At 69.9% G+C, this 15,610-nt stretch carries 11 protein-coding genes; 4 read left to right on the top strand and 7 right to left on the bottom strand.

Annotated elements, in window-relative coordinates; all coding sequences use genetic code 11:
- Nucleotides 1-40 precede the first annotated feature (40 nt).
- On the bottom strand, nt 41-2,449 hold the full coding sequence (locus tag ADL08_RS00715; protein WP_053640011.1) for a DUF6049 family protein: 2,409 nt from the start codon (nt 2,447-2,449) through the stop codon (nt 41-43).
- 258 nt (nt 2,450-2,707) lie between these two features.
- On the opposite strand from ADL08_RS00715, the gene ADL08_RS00710 reads away from it, so the two are divergent.
- On the top strand, nt 2,708-4,174 hold the full coding sequence (locus ADL08_RS00710) for a CCA tRNA nucleotidyltransferase (RefSeq protein WP_199836920.1): 1,467 nt from the start codon (nt 2,708-2,710) through the stop codon (nt 4,172-4,174).
- Nucleotides 4,175-4,264: 90 nt separating this feature from the next.
- On the opposite strand, the gene ADL08_RS00705 is transcribed toward ADL08_RS00710, so the two are convergent.
- From ADL08_RS00705 to ADL08_RS00695, 3 genes are all read right to left on the bottom strand, one after another.
- Entirely contained in the window at nt 4,265-5,524 is a 1,260-nt protein-coding gene (locus tag ADL08_RS00705) for an MFS transporter (RefSeq protein ID WP_053640009.1), read from the bottom strand.
- A gap of 73 nt (nt 5,525-5,597) precedes the next feature.
- Entirely contained in the window at nt 5,598-6,680 is a 1,083-nt protein-coding gene (locus ADL08_RS00700; RefSeq protein WP_053640008.1) for an inositol-3-phosphate synthase, read from the bottom strand.
- A gap of 49 nt (nt 6,681-6,729) precedes the next feature.
- Complete coding sequence (locus ADL08_RS00695; protein ID WP_053640007.1) at nt 6,730-7,410, bottom strand: PadR family transcriptional regulator; 681 nt, start codon at nt 7,408-7,410, stop codon at nt 6,730-6,732.
- A gap of 367 nt (nt 7,411-7,777) precedes the next feature.
- Here ADL08_RS00695 and ADL08_RS00690 point away from each other — a divergent pair, with 367 nt between their 5' ends.
- Nucleotides 7,778-10,540, top strand: coding sequence for a transglycosylase domain-containing protein (locus ADL08_RS00690; RefSeq protein WP_078967888.1), 2,763 nt, complete (start codon nt 7,778-7,780; stop codon nt 10,538-10,540).
- A 115-nt stretch (nt 10,541-10,655) separates the two neighbouring features.
- On the top strand, nt 10,656-12,158 hold the full coding sequence (locus ADL08_RS00685; protein WP_053640006.1) for a glycosyltransferase family 87 protein: 1,503 nt from the start codon (nt 10,656-10,658) through the stop codon (nt 12,156-12,158).
- A gap of 43 nt (nt 12,159-12,201) precedes the next feature.
- Here ADL08_RS00685 and ADL08_RS00680 read toward each other — a convergent pair whose 3' ends face one another.
- The 3 genes from ADL08_RS00680 to ADL08_RS00670 form a co-directional block, all read right to left on the bottom strand.
- Nucleotides 12,202-13,233: an alanine racemase gene (locus ADL08_RS00680; RefSeq protein WP_053640005.1), complete on the bottom strand. Its 1,032-nt coding sequence runs from the start codon at nt 13,231-13,233 to the stop codon at nt 12,202-12,204.
- Nucleotides 13,234-13,335: 102 nt separating this feature from the next.
- On the bottom strand, nt 13,336-14,454 hold the full coding sequence (locus tag ADL08_RS00675; RefSeq protein WP_053640004.1) for a lipid II:glycine glycyltransferase FemX: 1,119 nt from the start codon (nt 14,452-14,454) through the stop codon (nt 13,336-13,338).
- Between the two features lie 198 nt (nt 14,455-14,652).
- On the bottom strand, nt 14,653-14,967 hold the full coding sequence (locus tag ADL08_RS00670) for a hypothetical protein (protein WP_053640003.1): 315 nt from the start codon (nt 14,965-14,967) through the stop codon (nt 14,653-14,655).
- A 295-nt stretch (nt 14,968-15,262) separates the two neighbouring features.
- Here ADL08_RS00670 and rpsF point away from each other — a divergent pair, with 295 nt between their 5' ends.
- Nucleotides 15,263-15,553: a 30S ribosomal protein S6 gene (rpsF, locus tag ADL08_RS00665; protein ID WP_015034882.1), complete on the top strand. Its 291-nt coding sequence runs from the start codon at nt 15,263-15,265 to the stop codon at nt 15,551-15,553.
- Nucleotides 15,554-15,610: the final 57 nt, after the last annotated feature.

The raw sequence follows: 15,610 nt of genomic DNA, 5'->3' as shown, positions 1-15,610 counted from the left end.
CCCCACCTCATCGTCCCCGGCCGACCGGCCACGACATCGCTCAACGGTCCACTTTCTCACCCGTGGCCGACGGGTCGCCGCTTTCGGACCCGGTGTCCGGTGTCGGGTCACTCGGCTGCTCGGGTCCGTCCGCGTCGTCCTCTCCGGGTTCCGCGTCCGGCTCGTCCGCTCCGGCCCCTTCCGTCTCCCGGGCCTTCTCGGCCCCTTCGGCCCCTTCGGCGACTTCCGTCTCCCCGGCCGCGTCCGCTTCGGCGGTCTGGGCGGCCAGCCGCTTGCGCTGGCTGTACATCCGCACACCGGCGAGGACGAGGAGGAGGACGCCGCCGGCGATCACCAGCATGACCGTGGGGGTGATCTCGGAGACCTTCACGGTGAACGACATCGGCTTCCCGTACGGGGTGCCGTCCTCGGTGTAGAGCTGGGCGGTCACCGGCACCTGGCCGTTGACGTTGGCCGTGGCGTCGAACTTCACCGACTGGCTGTGCCCGGCGCCGACCTTCACGGGCAGCTCGGCGATCCTCTCGCCGTTGATCTCCAGCCGGTTCCCGTTGTTGGAGGCGAGGCGCAGCACCAGGTGGTCCACGCCCTGGAGCAGCTTGTTCTGGACGGTCACGGGGATCGTCGCACTGCGGCCGGAGAGCGTGAGGTCCGACTTGTCGACCAGCTGGATGCTCTTGGTGAGCCGCTGCAGATAGCCCTGGACGTTGACCCGGTAGATCGTGGCCGCTCGGGTCTGACCGCGCCAGGACGTCGACATCTCGCGGTTGATCGCGTTGCCGAACGGGGTCACGACGCGGTCCGGGAACGTCAGGACGACCTTGAAGTCGTTCAGCTCGTCCCGGGTGGTCTTCATGTCGCGGAAGGCCTGGACCGGCAGCTCCCGGTCGCGCAGCTTCTTCGGATACCGGGAGCTGCCGGGCACCGCGGTGGAGGCGTTCGGGTCCGGCTTGGCCGTGGCCGCCGCGAAGAGGTCGCTCGGCTGGCTCCAGCGCCGGCCGGAGAGACCGCGCAGGGCGGTCGCCATGGTCTGTGCCTGGGCGACGGTCGGCACCCGCTGGGGGGCGACCACGACGCTCCGCTGCTTCTCCGGCTGCTCCAGGGTGATCGCGAGCGACTGGGAGAGGAACTCCTGGACGGCGAGCGTGGACCTCTCCGCGCGGACCATGTCGCCTTCGAAGGCGGTGGACAGGAGCGCGTCGCTCACCACGGCCGTGGTGCTGCCGTTGCCCAGGGGGCGGGCCGCCGTGGGCGTGTAGGAGAGGTCGTCGCGGACGCTGTCGCTGCGGGCGATCACCTTGTCGGCGCCGGCCGAGGTCGCCACCGACACGATGGCGGGGTCGACGGCCCCGTCGACGGGCCAGGCGAAGTCGGTGGAGGGCTGCACGTGGAGGACGGTCTCGACCGTCACCCCGGCGAGGGCGGTCGCCGACTGGAGGTGCCCCAGGGAGCCGGGGACGTCCTTGCCGTGGTGGGCCAGGGAGGCGAGGTCGGGGTCGGCGAAGGGAAGGGCGACGACCTTGTGCCCCTGCACCGCCTTCTCCAGCTTGCCCAGCCACCGCTCGGCGAGCTCCTTGTTCGTACCGGGAACGTGCAGGGAGCCGTCCTTGACGCGGTAGCCGTTCGCCATGGCGTCGACGGTGGCGAGCAGATCCGGATCGATCACCCAGGTGACCGGCAGGTCCTTGCCCAGCGAGACCATCTGGTCGAGACGCCCGCCCGGACGCAGCTCGGCCGCCAGGGCGTCGTCCTCGAAGACCGGGGTCTGCTGGTCGTCCGTGGCCGTCTCCGCCGAGACGTGGGCCGAGGCGATCAGCGGCCAGAGGTAGGTGATCTGGGTCTTCTTCTCCGTGGCCTCGGGCTGGTACGGCAGGAAGGTCCGCTCGATGCCGAGCACCCGGGGGTAGGGGCGGTCCGGGGTCTCTCCGGTGAGGGAGACGCCGAGCTGGTAGACGCCCGCCTCGTCGAGTCCGAGGTCGGCGACCGGGACGGAGAGCGAGAAGTCCGCACTGAGGCCGGCGCCCAGCTTGGGAATCTCGGCGGTGGGGGCGTCCGGCACGGGAGCGGGGTCGCTGTCGTCCCGGTAGCCCGTGCGCCCCGTCACCTGCTCGATTTCGCTGCGGCTGGTCATCCGGGGCCCGACGCGCAGTTCGACGACCCCGTCGGTGACGGCTTTCCTGCCCCGGTTGGTCACCGTGCCCGTGAGGGTGACGGTATCGCCCTCGACGGGGGTGTTCGGGGTCAGGGTGTCGAGCGACACATCGACGGTCTTCGAGCCGGTGGCGTCCTCGGCGGCGGTCGCCGAGGGAGCGGCGGCCGCGGGGGAGGTGGTGACCGGAGCCTGGAGCAGCCCGGCGAGGAGCGGTGCCCCGACGGCGACGGTGAGTGTGCGCCGCAGCCATCGTCGGGCAGGTGAGGGACCGGTCCCCTTGATGTCTGCCGCCTCGGCCACGCGTTCGCCCGTCCTCGTCGTTGTCTGTGGTGCCAGTGGTGTCGGTGGTTGCCGGTTGCTGTGTCCAGGCATGGTAACGAGGCATGCTGGGAGCAAGTGCCGGGGACTGCTCCAGGCGATCTTCGACCGGCCGCGGCGCACACGGCCGGGCGGCCCCGCCGCGGGGAGGCCGGGCCGTTCCGCCCCGGGGAATCGGGCGGCCCGCCCCCGGGAAAACGAGGACGTCGGGGTGAGCCGGGGCACGTACCCTTTTCTGTTGTGCCGAACGCCAACGAAGACACCCCGACTGCACTGAGCCAGGTGCAACGCCGCGCGGTCAGTGAACTGCTGCGCGTGTCCCCTGCCGCCGACGACCTCGCCCGCCGCTTCCAGGAGGCCGGGTTCAGCCTCGCGCTGGTCGGTGGCTCGGTACGGGACGCCCTGCTCGGCCGGCTCGGCAACGACCTGGACTTCACCACCGACGCCCGCCCCGAGGACGTACTGAAGATCGTCCGCCCGTGGGCCGACTCCGTGTGGGAGGTCGGCATCGCCTTCGGAACGGTCGGCTGCCAGAAGGACGCCCGGGTCGGGGACGTCGTCCAGCGCTTCCAGATCGAGGTCACCACGTACCGCTCGGAGGCGTACGACCGGACCTCGCGCAAGCCCGAGGTGTCCTACGGCGACTCGATCGAGGAGGACCTCGTCCGGCGTGACTTCACCGTCAACGCCATGGCCGTGGCCCTCCCCGAGAAGGAGTTCATCGACCCGTACGGCGGTCTGGAGGACCTGGCCGCCCAGGTGCTGCGCACGCCGGGCACACCGGAGGAGTCCTTCTCCGACGACCCGCTGCGCATGATGCGGGCCGCGCGGTTCGCCGCGCAGCTGGACTTCGAGGTCGCCCCCGAGGTCGTCGTGGCCATGAAGGAGATGTCCGGCCGGATCGAGATCGTCTCCGCCGAGCGCATCCGTGAGGAGTTCAACAAGCTCCTCCTCTCGGCACACCCGCGCAAGGGCCTCGGCCTGCTCGTGGACACCGGCCTCGCCGACCACGTGCTGCCCGAGCTGCCGTCGCTCCGGCTGGAGAGCGACGAGCACCACCGGCACAAGGACGTCTACGAGCACTCGCTGACCGTGCTCGACCAGGCGATCGACCTGGAGGAGGACGGTCCCGACCTGGTGCTGCGCATCGCGGCCCTGCTGCACGACATCGGCAAGCCGCGCACCCGTCGCTTCGAGAAGGACGGGCGGGTCTCCTTCCACCACCACGAAGTCGTGGGCGCGAAGATGACCAAGAAGCGCATGACCGCGCTGAAGTACTCCAACGAGATGATCAAGGACGTCTCGCGCCTCGTGGAGCTGCACCTCCGCTTCCACGGGTACGGGACGGGCGAGTGGACCGACTCGGCCGTGCGGCGCTACGTGCGCGACGCCGGTCCGCTGCTCTCGCGTCTGCACAAGCTGACCCGCTCGGACTGCACCACCCGCAACAAGCGCAAGGCGGCCGCGCTCTCCCGCGCCTACGACGGCCTGGAGGACCGCATCGCCCAGCTCCAGGAACAGGAGGAGCTGGACGCGATCCGTCCCGACCTCGACGGCAACCAGATCCAGGAGATCCTGGGCATCGGCCCCGGCCCGGCCATCGGCCAGGCGTACAAGTTCCTGCTGGAGCTCCGGCTGGAGAACGGACCCATGGAGTACGACCAGGCCGTCACCGCGCTCAAGGAGTGGTGGGCGGCGCAGGACTGAGCCGGCCCCCGGCGGGCGGCCCGCTGTTTCACGTGAAACACCGGGCCGCCCGCCGGACCCTTGGGGAGGGGTGGTGTTTCACGTGAAACATCACCCCTTCGCCCGTTCCCCGCGCAGAGCCACGGCGATCGATCCGTAGACCACGGCCACCAGGACGATCAGCGGGGCGGAGCGGCCGTCGGACGGCAGCATCAGCGCCGCGACACCGGCTGCGCCGACGAAGGCGACGTTGAACAGCACGTCGTAGAGCGAGAAGACCCGGCCCCGGTAGGCGTCGTCCACGGACGTCTGCACCACCGTGTCCGTCGCGATCTTGGCTCCTTGAGTGATGAGCCCGAGGAGGAAGGCGGCGGCGAGGAAGGGCACGGGGGCGAAGGTCAGGCCGAGCGCCGGTTCGAGCACGGCCGCCGTCGCCGTGCACACGGTCATCCAGCCGAAGGGCCCGAAGCGCCGGACCGCCCACGGGGAGAGGACCGCGGCGGCGAAGAAACCCGCTCCCGACAGGGCCACGGCGAGGCCGAGGAGGCCGAGGCCCTCGGACTCGGTGGAGCTCCAGGTGTAGCGGCAGAGCATGAGCACGGTGACGAGCAGGGCGCCGTAGCAGAACCGTATGAGACCCACCGCGGTGAGCGCCCGGAGCGCGGGCCGCCGCTCGGCGAGGTGCCGCAGTCCTTCGCCCAGTCCCCGGGCCGTCGACCGCAGGGCCGTGGCGAGGCGCTGCGGCACGAGCTCCGGATCGGGCCCGAGGAGCTCCCGGGGCATCCGCAGCGAGGCGAGGGCGGCGCAGAGGTAGAGGACGGCACCGAAGGCCACCACGGCCGCGTCGGAGTCGTCGGCGAGCAGGCGGACGCCGAAGGCGAGACCACCCCCCACGGTCGCGGCGAGCGTGCCGGCGGTGGGGGAGAGCGAGTTCGCCACGACCAGCCGTTCGTCGTCGACGACACGGGGGAGCGCGGCCGAGAGGCCCGCGAGGACGAAGCGGTTGACGGCCGTGACGGAGAGCGCGGAGGCGTAGAAGAGCCAGTCGGGCACGGAGGCGAGGACGAGCAGCGCGGTCCCGCACGCGAGCAGGGCGCGCAGGAGGTTCCCGTACAGGAAGACCTGGCGGCGCTGCCAGCGGTCGAGGAGCACACCGGCGAAGGGCCCCACGAGCGAGTACGGGAGCAGGAGCACCGCCATGGCGGAGGCGATCGCGGTGGGGGAGGTCTGCTTCTCGGGGGAGAAGACGACGTACGTGGCCAGGGCCACCTGGTAGACGCCGTCGGCGCACTGGGAGAGCAGCCGGACGGCGAGCAGGCGGCGGAAGTTCGTCAGGCGCAGGAGTACGCGCAGATCACGTACGACGGACATGGCAGCAAGACTCACACACGAGGAGGGCCCCGGGCAGTGCCCGGGGCCCTCGGTCGTCAGGCGTGCTGCGCGCTCAGCGCTCGACCTCGCCCTTGATGAACTTCTCGACGTTGGCCAGGGCCTCGTCGTCGAAGTACTGCACCGGCGGGGACTTCATGAAGTACGAGCTCGCCGAGAGGATGGGGCCACCGATGCCCCGGTCCTTGGCGATCTTCGCGGCGCGCAGGGCGTCGATGATGACACCGGCCGAGTTCGGGGAGTCCCACACCTCGAGCTTGTACTCCAGGTTCAGCGGAACGTCACCGAAGGCGCGGCCCTCGAGGCGCACGTACGCCCACTTGCGGTCGTCCAGCCAGGCCACGTAGTCCGACGGACCGATGTGGACGTTCTTCTCGCCCAGCTCGCGGTCGGGGATCTGCGAGGTGACGGCCTGCGTCTTGGAGATCTTCTTGGACTCCAGGCGGTCGCGCTCCAGCATGTTCTTGAAGTCCATGTTGCCGCCGACGTTGAGCTGCATGGTGCGCTCGAGACGGACACCGCGGTCCTCGAACAGCTTCGCCATCACGCGGTGCGTGATGGTCGCGCCGACCTGCGACTTGATGTCGTCGCCGACGATCGGGACACCGGCCTCGGTGAACTTGTCCGCCCACTCCTTGGTGCCGGCGATGAAGACCGGGAGGGCGTTGACGAAGGCGACCTTGGCGTCGATGGCGGCCTGCGCGTAGAACTTCGCGGCCTTCTCGGAGCCCACCGGCAGGTAGCAGACGAGAACGTCGACCTGGCGGTCCTTGAGGATCTGGACGACGTCGACCGGCTCCTCGGCGGACTCCTCGATGGTCTGGCGGTAGTACTTGCCGAGACCGTCGAGGGTGTGGCCGCGCTGGACGGTGACGCCCTTGCTCGGGACGTCGCAGATCTTGATGGTGTTGTTCTCGCTGGCGCCGATGGCGTCGGAGAGGTCGAGGCCGACCTTCTTCGCGTCGACGTCGAAGGCGGCGACGAACTCGACGTCACCGACGTGGTACTCGCCGAACTGGACGTGCATCAGGCCGGGCACCTTGGCCGCCGGGTCGGCGTCCTTGTAGTACTCGACGCCCTGGACCAGCGAGGCGGCGCAGTTGCCCACGCCGACGATGGCTACGCGAACCGAACCCATTCCGGTTGCTCCCTGTGTGATCGTGTGAAGCCCTGCTGTGTGCGGGGATTCACGTGGTGGTGTCGTCGGACGGATCCGGCCGGGTACTGCCCCCGTGCCGGGGCAGGCCGCCCGTTTCTCCAGAATCGTTGTCGTGCAGAGCGGCGGTCCCGGGGCCGGATCGCTGATCCCGCCCCGCCCGCTCGCTCTCGATGAGCTCGTTCAGCCAGCGCACTTCGCGCTCCACGGACTCCATGCCGTGTCGCTGCAGCTCAAGCGTGTAGTCGTCGAGGCGCTCGCGGGTCCGGGCCAGGGAGGCGCGCATCTTCTCCAGGCGCTCCTCCAGCCGGCTGCGGCGTCCTTCGAGGACGCGCATCCGCACCTCGCGCTCGGTCTGCCCGAAGAAGGCGAAGCGAGCGGCGAAGTGCTCGTCCTCCCAGGAGTCCGGCCCGGTGTGGGAGAGGAGCTCCTCGAAGTGCTCCTTACCTTCCGGGGTCAGCCGGTAGACGATCTTGGTCCGGCGTCCCGCGAGCGACGCGGCGAGGGTGTCCTCGGGGGCGCTGCCCGGTTCCTCGATCAACCAGCCGTTTGCGACCAGCGTCTTGAGGCAGGGGTAAAGCGTTCCGTAGCTGAAGGCCCGGAAGACGCCCAGCGAGGTGTTGAGCCGCTTCCGCAGCTCGTATCCGTGCATCGGGGCCTCCCGCAGGAGGCCGAGGACGGCGAATTCGAGGATGCCGGAGCGTCTGCTCATCTGTCGCCTCCTCCGGTGCCGGTGCCCTTATGCCGTGCTGATGTATCGACTCGATACATCAGCACGATAGAACGGCCGCTCTGTGACGACAAGTGGACCCGTCGTGACCGGCGTCACATCCTCAATTCACAGCAGTCGACTTGCCTGATTTGGGGTGAAGTCCGGCTCTCGGCGGTTTTTGGCCGTGCGTAGTCTGTGCGGATGCAGACCACCGGGAACCGAGCGACGCCGTGGGGCGTCAGTGCTGCGGGTGACCGGCTGCGGTACGGGGGGACCTCCGATGGGTCCTGGCCGTGCGCATTTCGGGGGGACCGGAACTCAACTGCCGCTTCCAGGCGTACTCGCCTGCCCGAGGAGTAGTCGTTCGATGAGCGAGCATCGTCGCAAAGCGCCGCAGCAGCAGCCACCGACGGGTGGCCGCGCGGCGGCACGGCGCGCTGCCCAGCAGCCGGTGGGCCGCAGGTCGGCCCCGGTTCAAGACGTCGGTACGGAGGCCCCTGCGGCCTCCTACGGGCCTCCCTCCTCCCACGGAGGTGAACAGCGTCCCTACGGGGGGCGCGCGGAGGCCCGCCGTGCCGCCCAGCGCGGCAGCCGCCGGAAGGGAGCCGGCTCCGGTCCCGGCGGCCCCGGCGGATCGGGTGGAGGCCGACGCGGTGGCGGCGGCGGGGGGCGCGGTCCCGGGGACGGCCCCGAGGGGCGCGGACCCGGCAAGAAGCGGATCATCGACTACCCGCGCCACGACAAGTACGGCTGGCGCCGCTGGCTGCCCTCGTGGCGGCTCGTGACGGGCACGTTCCTCTTCTTCGTGGCGAGCCTGATGGGCGTGTCGGCCTTCGCGTACTCGAAGGTGCAGATCCCCAACGAGGCCGCCACCGCGAAGTCGCAGAACAACATCTACTACTGGGCCGACGGCACCCGCATGGTCGCGACGGGCGACGGCGCCAACCGCCAGATCGTCACCCTTCCGAAGATCTCGGAGCACATGCAGAACGCGGTGGTCTCGGCGGAGAACAAGACCTTCTGGGACGACTCCGGCATCGACCCGAAGGGCATGGGACGTGCCGTGTGGAACATGGCCAAGGGCGGCCAGACCCAGGGCGGTTCGACGATCACCCAGCAGTACGTGAAGAACAACCTTCTCGACGACCAGTCGCAGACCCTCACCCGCAAGGCGAAGGAGTTCTTCATCGCCATAAAGGTGGGCAACGAGGTCGACAAGAAGGACGTCATGGCCGGCTACCTGAACACCGCGTACTACGGACGTGGTGCCTACGGCATCCAGGCCGCCTCCCGTGCCTACTTCAACACGGACGCCGACAACCTCAACCCCAGCCAGGCGGCGCTGCTCGCCTCGGTGCTGAAGGGCGCCACGTACTACGACCCGGCCGGCTACCCCGAGATCGACCCGAACGCCACGGCCGAGAAGAACACCGAGCGGGCCACCAAGCGGTGGAGCTGGATCCTCGACGAGATGCTGAAGGACGGGAAGATCACGTCCGAGGAGCGGGCCAAGTACACGGCCTTCCCCAAGATCCAGAAGCCCGGTCAGAGCGCCAACCTGACCGGTCAGATCGGCTACCTCGTCAGGACCGCCAAGGCGAACATCAAGACCCAGTTCGGCGTCGACGAGAAGGAACTGGAGCGCGGCGGCTACCAGATCTACACGACCTTCGACAAGCGCAAGGTGGCCGCGCTCGAGAAGTCGGTCCAGAAGGTCCTGAAGGAGAACATCGATCCCAAGAAGCGGCCCAAGACGGACACGCACGTCCAGTTCGGCGGCGCCTCCGTCGACACGGACACGGGAGAGATCGCCGCCCTCTACGGCGGTGTCGACGCCACCAAGCACTTCACCAACAACGCCGACGCCACCGGCGCGATGGTCGGATCGACGTTCAAGCCCTTCGTGCTCGCCGCCGCGATGAAGGACGGCGTGCGGGATCCGAAGCTGGATGCCGAGCAGAGTCTGTCCGACCGCACGATCGTCGACCCGGACAAGAGCCGCTACTCCGGCAAGAACGGGCTGACGATCCGGAAGTACAACGGCGAGATCTGGCACAACGAGGAGGGCAAGGAGTGGCGCCAGACCAATGACGGCCAGGAGAACTACGGCAGCATCTCCCTGCGCCGGGCCATGATCAAGTCCGCCAACTCGCCCTACGTGCAGCTCGGCATGGACGTCGGCATCGACAAGGTCCGGGACGCGGCCGTGCGCGCCGGCCTGCTGGACAGTTCTCTCGTCAAGGGCGAGGTCCCCTCGTTCTCCCTCGGCATCTCCAGCCCGAGCGCCATCCGCATGGCCGGCGCCTACGCGACCTTCGCCAACCAGGGCAAGCAGAACGACCCCTACTCCGTGCGGAAGGTCGTCAAGGACGGCGAGACCATCCACGAGCACGAGGCGAAGCCCGACCTGGCCTTCACCCCGGCCATCGCCAACAACGTCACCGACGTCCTCCGGGACGTCGTGGACGACGACGAGGGCACCGGCAGGAAGGCGCGGCTTCCCGGTCGCGCCGTGGCCGGCAAGACCGGTACCACCGACGACAACCGGTCGGCCTGGTTCGTGGGCTACACCGCGCAGCTGGCGACGGCGATCGACATGTACCGCTACGACGACGACGACACCAAGCAGGGCCGCAAGTTCGAGAAGATGTACGGCACCGGTGGCCGCGACACGATCCACGGTTCGTCGTTCCCCTCGGAGATCTGGCAGGACTACATGTCCGAGGCCGTCAAGAACGACCCGAAGGTCAAGTTCCCCAAGCCGGAGAAGCTGGAGGGCGCCGGGACCGTCTACGGCGGCGGTGCGACGAGCCCGACGCCGACGCCGACGCCGACCGAGTCGGAGACGACCTCCCCGACGCCGACCGAGAGCGTGACGCCGTCGACGACTCCCCCGACCACTCCGCCGACGACCACTCCCCCGCCGTCCCGGACGCCGACGCCGGACAAGACGACGTGCAGCATCTGGGACCCGGACTGCTACAACCCGGGTGACCCGGGCGGCAACACCGGGCAGCCCACGACCACGCCGCCGACCAGCGAGGATCCGGATCCGACCGGCACGCCGACGGACGACGGGGGCGGCAGGCCGGGCGGGAACAGGCCCGGGGACGGGGCCTGGGTCCCCTAGACCCGCCCGGGACCGATCACCTTCAGGGCCGTCGCGGCCGCTCCGTACCTTCCGTACGGGGCCGGCCGCGGCGGCCCTCGCCGTTTTCCCGGGGACGTACGGCAGGATGTCCCCCATGCCGAGCCTCCAGAAGACGAGCGCGCCGCGGGAGCGCTCGCAGACGGTCATCCCCACCCACCGGGACGAGGTGGCCGCCGCGGGCAGCGAACTCATCGGCGGTCCCTACGGCCGCCGGGCGCTGCCCGGCACCGGAAGGTTGTCCCCGGTGCGGGTGATCGCCCTCGTGGCCATCGGCATGTTCGCGCTGGGCATGGTGCAGAAGCTGCCCTGCTACAACTGGGCCTGGTTCCGGGGGACGACCTCCCAGTACACCCACGCCTGCTACTCGGACATCCCGCACCTGTTCTCCGGGCGGGGCTTCGCGGACGGCCTGGTCCCCTACTTCGACCGGCTGACCGGCGACATACCGTTCCTGGAGTACCCCGTCCTGACCGGGCTCTTCATGGAGGTCGCGGCCTGGCTGACGCCGGGCGGCGGCGAGACGGCGGAGCGCGAGCAGGCGTACTGGCTGGCCAACGCCGGCCTGCTGATGGTCTGCGCGGCCGTCCTGGCGGTCTGTGTGGCCAGGACGCACCGCCTGCGCCCCTGGGACGGGCTCCTGGTCGCCCTGGCGCCCTCGGTGGCGCTCACGGCCACGATCAACTGGGACCTGCTGGCCGTCGCGCTGACCGCCGCCGCCGTCCTGATGTGGGCGCGGAGCCGTCCGGTGGCCTTCGGGATCCTGCTGGGCCTGGCCACGGCCGCCAAGCTCTACCCGGCCCTGCTCCTCCTCCCGCTGCTGCTGCTCTGCTGCCGTGCCGGGAAGTGGCGGCAGTACGGGGCGGCGGTGCTCGGCTTCGCGGGGGCCTGGCTGGTCGTCAACCTGCCGGTGATGCTGCTCGCGCCGGAGGGGTGGAAGCAGTTCTACCTCTTCAGCAGGCAGCGGAACGTCGACTTCGGTTCGGTCTGGCTGCTCGTCAGCCAGCGCACGGGCGACCCGATCCCGCCCGACCGGGCCAACTTGTACGCGCTGCTGCTCATGGGCATGGCCGTCATCGCCCTCGCCCACCTGGCGTTCACGGCGCCCCGCAGGCCCCGCTTCGTCCAGCTGGCCTTCCTGATCGTCGCCGCGTTCGTCCTGGTCAACAAGGTCTACTCGCCGCAGTACGTGCTGTGGCTCGTCCCGCTGGCGGTCCTCGCCCGGCCGCGCTGGCGCGACTTCCTGATCTGGCAGGCGTGCGAGGTCATGTACTTCCTGGGCGTCTGGATGTACCTGGCGTACACGACCAGCGGCGACAAGCAGGGCCTGCCGGTGGAGGGCTACCAGTTCGCGATCGTCCTGCACCTGCTCGGCACCCTGTACCTGTGCGCGATGGTCGTGCGCGACGTCCTGGCGCCCGAGAAGGACCCGGTCCGGCGGGACGGCTCGGACGATCCCTCGGGCGGCGTCCTGGACGGCGCGGAGGACGTCTTCGTGGCGGGCGGCGCGGCGCACCCGGCCCGGCACGCCGCCCCCGCGCCGGAGGAGGCGCGGCGGGTCAGGTGGGGCGCCCCCGAGGAGCGGGACGCCCGGGAGTAGCGGTCACGGCCGGTCCGGGGCCCGGGGGCCCCGGACCGGGTGATCAGCGCTCGACGAGCCGGTCGAACTGCGTCGTGGTGTGGCGCAGGTGCGCCACGAGCTCGTCGCCGACCCGGGGCTCCTGGGCGTCGGCGGGCACGAACAGGATCGACACCTGCATGTGCGGCGGCTCGGCGAACCAGCGCTGCTTCCCGGCCCACACGAACGGCGACAGGTTCCGGTTGACGGTGGCGAGGCCGGCCCGCGCCACGCCCTTGGCGCGCGGCATGACGCCGTGCATCGCCTTGGGCGCCTCCAGGCCCACGCCGTGCGAGGTGCCGCCGGCGACGACGACCAGCCAGCCGTCCGAAGCGGCCTTCTGCTGGCGGTAGCCGAACCGGTCGCCCTTGGCGACCCGGGTCACGTCGAGGACCGCGCCCCGGTACTCCGTGGCCTCGTGGTCGCCCAGCCAGAGCCGGGTGCCGATGCGGGCGCGGAAACGTGTCTGCGGGAACTGCTGCTGGAGCCGGGCCTGCTCCTCGGCCCGCAGGTGGCTCACGAACATGGTGTGCAGCGGCAGCCGGGCGTTCCGCAGCCGGTCCATCCAGGCGATGACCTCCTCGACGGCGTCGGTGCCGTCCGGGCGGTCCAGCGGGAGGTGGAGGGCGAAGCCCTCCAGGCGCACGTCCTCGATGGCGGCGTGGAGCTGGTGGAGCTCCTCCTCGCGCACGCCGTGCCGCTTCATCGAGCTCATGCACTCGATCACGACCCGAGCGCCCACCAGGGCGTGGACGCCGTCCACGGAGGACACGGAGCGCACCACCCGGTCGGGCAGCGGAACCGGTTCCTCACCCCGGCGGAAGGGGGTGAGGACCAGCAGGTCGCCGCTGAACCAGTCCTTGATCCGCGCGGCCTCGTACGTGGTGCCCACGGCGAGCATGTCGGCGCCGAACCGGGCCGCCTCGTCCGCGAGCCGCTCGTGGCCGAAGCCGTAGCCGTTGCCCTTGCAGACGGGGATGATGCCGGGGAACTGGTCGATGACCGTCTTCTGGTGCGCCCGCCAGCGAGCGGTGTCGACGTACAGGGAGAGCGCCATGGCCGGCCCGGAACCTTTCTGGTGGCTGCGGTGTGTCAGAGGTGTCTACGAGAGTACGGAAAGGCGGGCGGCACGTCCTGGGGCCGTGCCGCGCCGGAGGGGTCAGCGCCGAGACATGTACATGTCGAGCGCCTTGTGGAGCAGCTTGTTCAGCGGGAAGTCCCACTCGCCGACGTACTCGACGGCCTCGCCGCCCGTGCCCACCTTGAACTGGATGAGGCCGAAGAGGTGGTCGGTCTCGTCGAGGGAGTCCGAGATGCCGCGCAGGTCGTAGACGGTCGCGCCCATCGCGTAGGCGTCGCGCAGCATCCGCCACTGCATCGCGTTCGAGGGCCGGACCTCGCGGCCGATGTTGTCGGAGGCGCCGTAGGAGTACCAGACGTGCCCGCCGACGACGAGCATGGTCGCGGCGGAGAGGTTCACCCCGTCGTGACGGGCGAAGTACAGCCGCATGCGGTTGGGGTCCTCGCTGTTGAGGACGGTCCACATGCGCTGGAAGTACGAGAGCGGGCGCGGCCGGAAGTGGTCGCGGACGGCCGTGATCTCGTACAGCCGCTGCCACTCGGCCAGGTCCTCGTAGCCGCCCTGGACGACCTCGACGCCGGCCTTCTCGGCCTTCTTGATGTTGCGGCGCCACAGCTGGTTGAAGCCCTTGAGGACGTCGTCGAGCGAGCGGTTCGCGAGCGGGACCTGGAAGACGTAGCGGGGCTGCACGTCGCCGAAGCCCGCGCCGCCGTCCTCGGCCTGCTGCCAGCCCATCTTCCGCAGCCGGTCCGCGACCTCGAAGGCGCGCGGCTCGATGTGGCTGGCCTCGACGTCCTTGAGGCGCTTGACGTCCGGGTTCTGGATGCCGGACTTGATGGCGGCCGAGTCCCAGCGGCGGATGACGACCGGCGGGCCCATCTTCACGGAGAAGGCGCCCTGCTGCTTGAGGTGCGCCAGCATCGGCTGCAGCCAGTCGTCGAGGTTGGGCGCGTGCCAGTTGATGACCGGGCCCTCGGGCAGGTAGGCCAGGTAGCGCTTGATCTTCGGGAGCTGGCGGTAGAGCACCAGGCCGACGCCGACGAGTTCGCCGCTCGCGTCGAACCAGCCGAGGTTCTCCGAGCGCCACTCGGTCTTCACATCGGCCCACGCCGGGACCTGACAGTGGCTCGCGGCGGGCTGGCTCTGGATGTACGCCAGATGCTGCTCACGGCTGATGGTCCTCAGGGTCAGGCTCATGCGGGGCGCTCCTCGGCAGGTGTGTCCCCATCGGTCAGGGGCTCCGGCTCTCGCGCCGAAGCCTACTGTGACCGGGGAGCGCCCCGGATGTCTGTACGGGCCCTGACGTGCCCCTGGGCCGCCCGGACCGGCTCCGGTGCGGCCCTGCGGGCCTTTTGCCCCGTCCGGTGGCCCGGGGGCCGGTCGGGGGACCCGGGCTCAGTTGAGGACGCCGGTGAAGAGGCCGCCGTGGGCCATGCCGAGGTAGAAGCCGACCGCCGACGCGCCCAGCCCGATGATCAGGAGGAAGCGTTCGCGGGTCGTCGCGGAGATGAACTGCCCGTATCCGCCGGTCAGGATCCCGACCAGCCCCGCCCAGGAGCTGAGCAGGTAAAGGCCGTGGAACTGCGCGGTGACGAAGGCGAGGACACCGAGCACCAGCGTCACGCCGACCAGGGCGTCCTGGAGCGGGTGCGGTTTGCCGTCGGTGGCGAAGAGGGAGTGACCGGGGTCGCGTCGCATTGCCTGTGCCATGGGACACCTCCTGGCGTGCTTGCCGGAAGGCGGCGCATCCTAGCGCCGCCCACATCCGTTGTGTACAGATTGCGTCCCTTCACCAGGGAATTTCAACCGGAAGCGGTTGTACGGGTACGCTGTACGGTCTGCACCGGTGTCTGCCCTGGTCCCTCCCGGGATCCCGGCGGTGCCCCTCGCCCGATCCGTTCGACGAGGGGGACTGTCAGTGGTGGCGGATACCGTTGTTCACGCATCACGACCCTCCTGCCACGGAACGACCGTGGCCGCTGAGTCCAAAGGAGGTGGGTTCCACATGCGTCACTACGAGGTGATGGTCATCCTCGACCCCGATCTCGAGGAGCGCGCTGTCTCCCCGCTGATCGAGAACTTCCTCTCCGTCGTCCGTGAGGGCAACGGAAAGGTCGAGAAGGTCGACACCTGGGGCCGTCGTCGTCTCGCCTACGAGATCAAGAAGAAGCCCGAGGGCATCTACTCGGTCATCGACCTGCAGGCCGAGCCTGCGGTCGTCAAGGAGCTCGACCGACAGCTCAACCTGAACGAGTCGGTCCTCCGGACCAAGGTCCTCCGTCCCGAGACCCACTGAGCTTCTTAGCTCAGAGGTCATCGGGTCCGAGTAGCAACACAGCAGCCAGAAGCAATC

The sequence above is a fragment of the Streptomyces sp. NRRL F-6492 genome, from assembly GCF_001280125.1.
In the GTDB taxonomy this organism is placed as follows: Bacteria; Actinomycetota; Actinomycetes; order Streptomycetales; family Streptomycetaceae; genus Streptomyces.
Note: the sequence above shows the minus strand (reverse complement) of the source record. Positions and strands in the feature narration are given on the sequence as shown.

Excerpts from the sequence above, each read along its gene's own strand:
- ADL08_RS00675 (WP_053640004.1), bottom strand. The coding sequence starts at position 14,454 with ATGAGCCTGACCCTGAGGACCATCAGCCGTGAGCAGCATCTGGCGTAC.
- ADL08_RS00695 (WP_053640007.1), bottom strand. The coding sequence starts at position 7,410 with ATGAGCAGACGCTCCGGCATCCTCGAATTCGCCGTCCTCGGCCTCCTG.
- ADL08_RS00670 (WP_053640003.1), bottom strand. The coding sequence starts at position 14,967 with ATGGCACAGGCAATGCGACGCGACCCCGGTCACTCCCTCTTCGCCACC.
- ADL08_RS00705 (WP_053640009.1), bottom strand. The coding sequence starts at position 5,524 with ATGTCCGTCGTACGTGATCTGCGCGTACTCCTGCGCCTGACGAACTTC.
- rpsF (WP_015034882.1), top strand. The coding sequence starts at position 15,263 with ATGCGTCACTACGAGGTGATGGTCATCCTCGACCCCGATCTCGAGGAG.
- ADL08_RS00690 (WP_078967888.1), top strand. The coding sequence starts at position 7,778 with ATGAGCGAGCATCGTCGCAAAGCGCCGCAGCAGCAGCCACCGACGGGT.
- ADL08_RS00680 (WP_053640005.1), bottom strand. The coding sequence starts at position 13,233 with ATGGCGCTCTCCCTGTACGTCGACACCGCTCGCTGGCGGGCGCACCAG.
- ADL08_RS00685 (WP_053640006.1), top strand. The coding sequence starts at position 10,656 with ATGCCGAGCCTCCAGAAGACGAGCGCGCCGCGGGAGCGCTCGCAGACG.
- ADL08_RS00700 (WP_053640008.1), bottom strand. The coding sequence starts at position 6,680 with ATGGGTTCGGTTCGCGTAGCCATCGTCGGCGTGGGCAACTGCGCCGCC.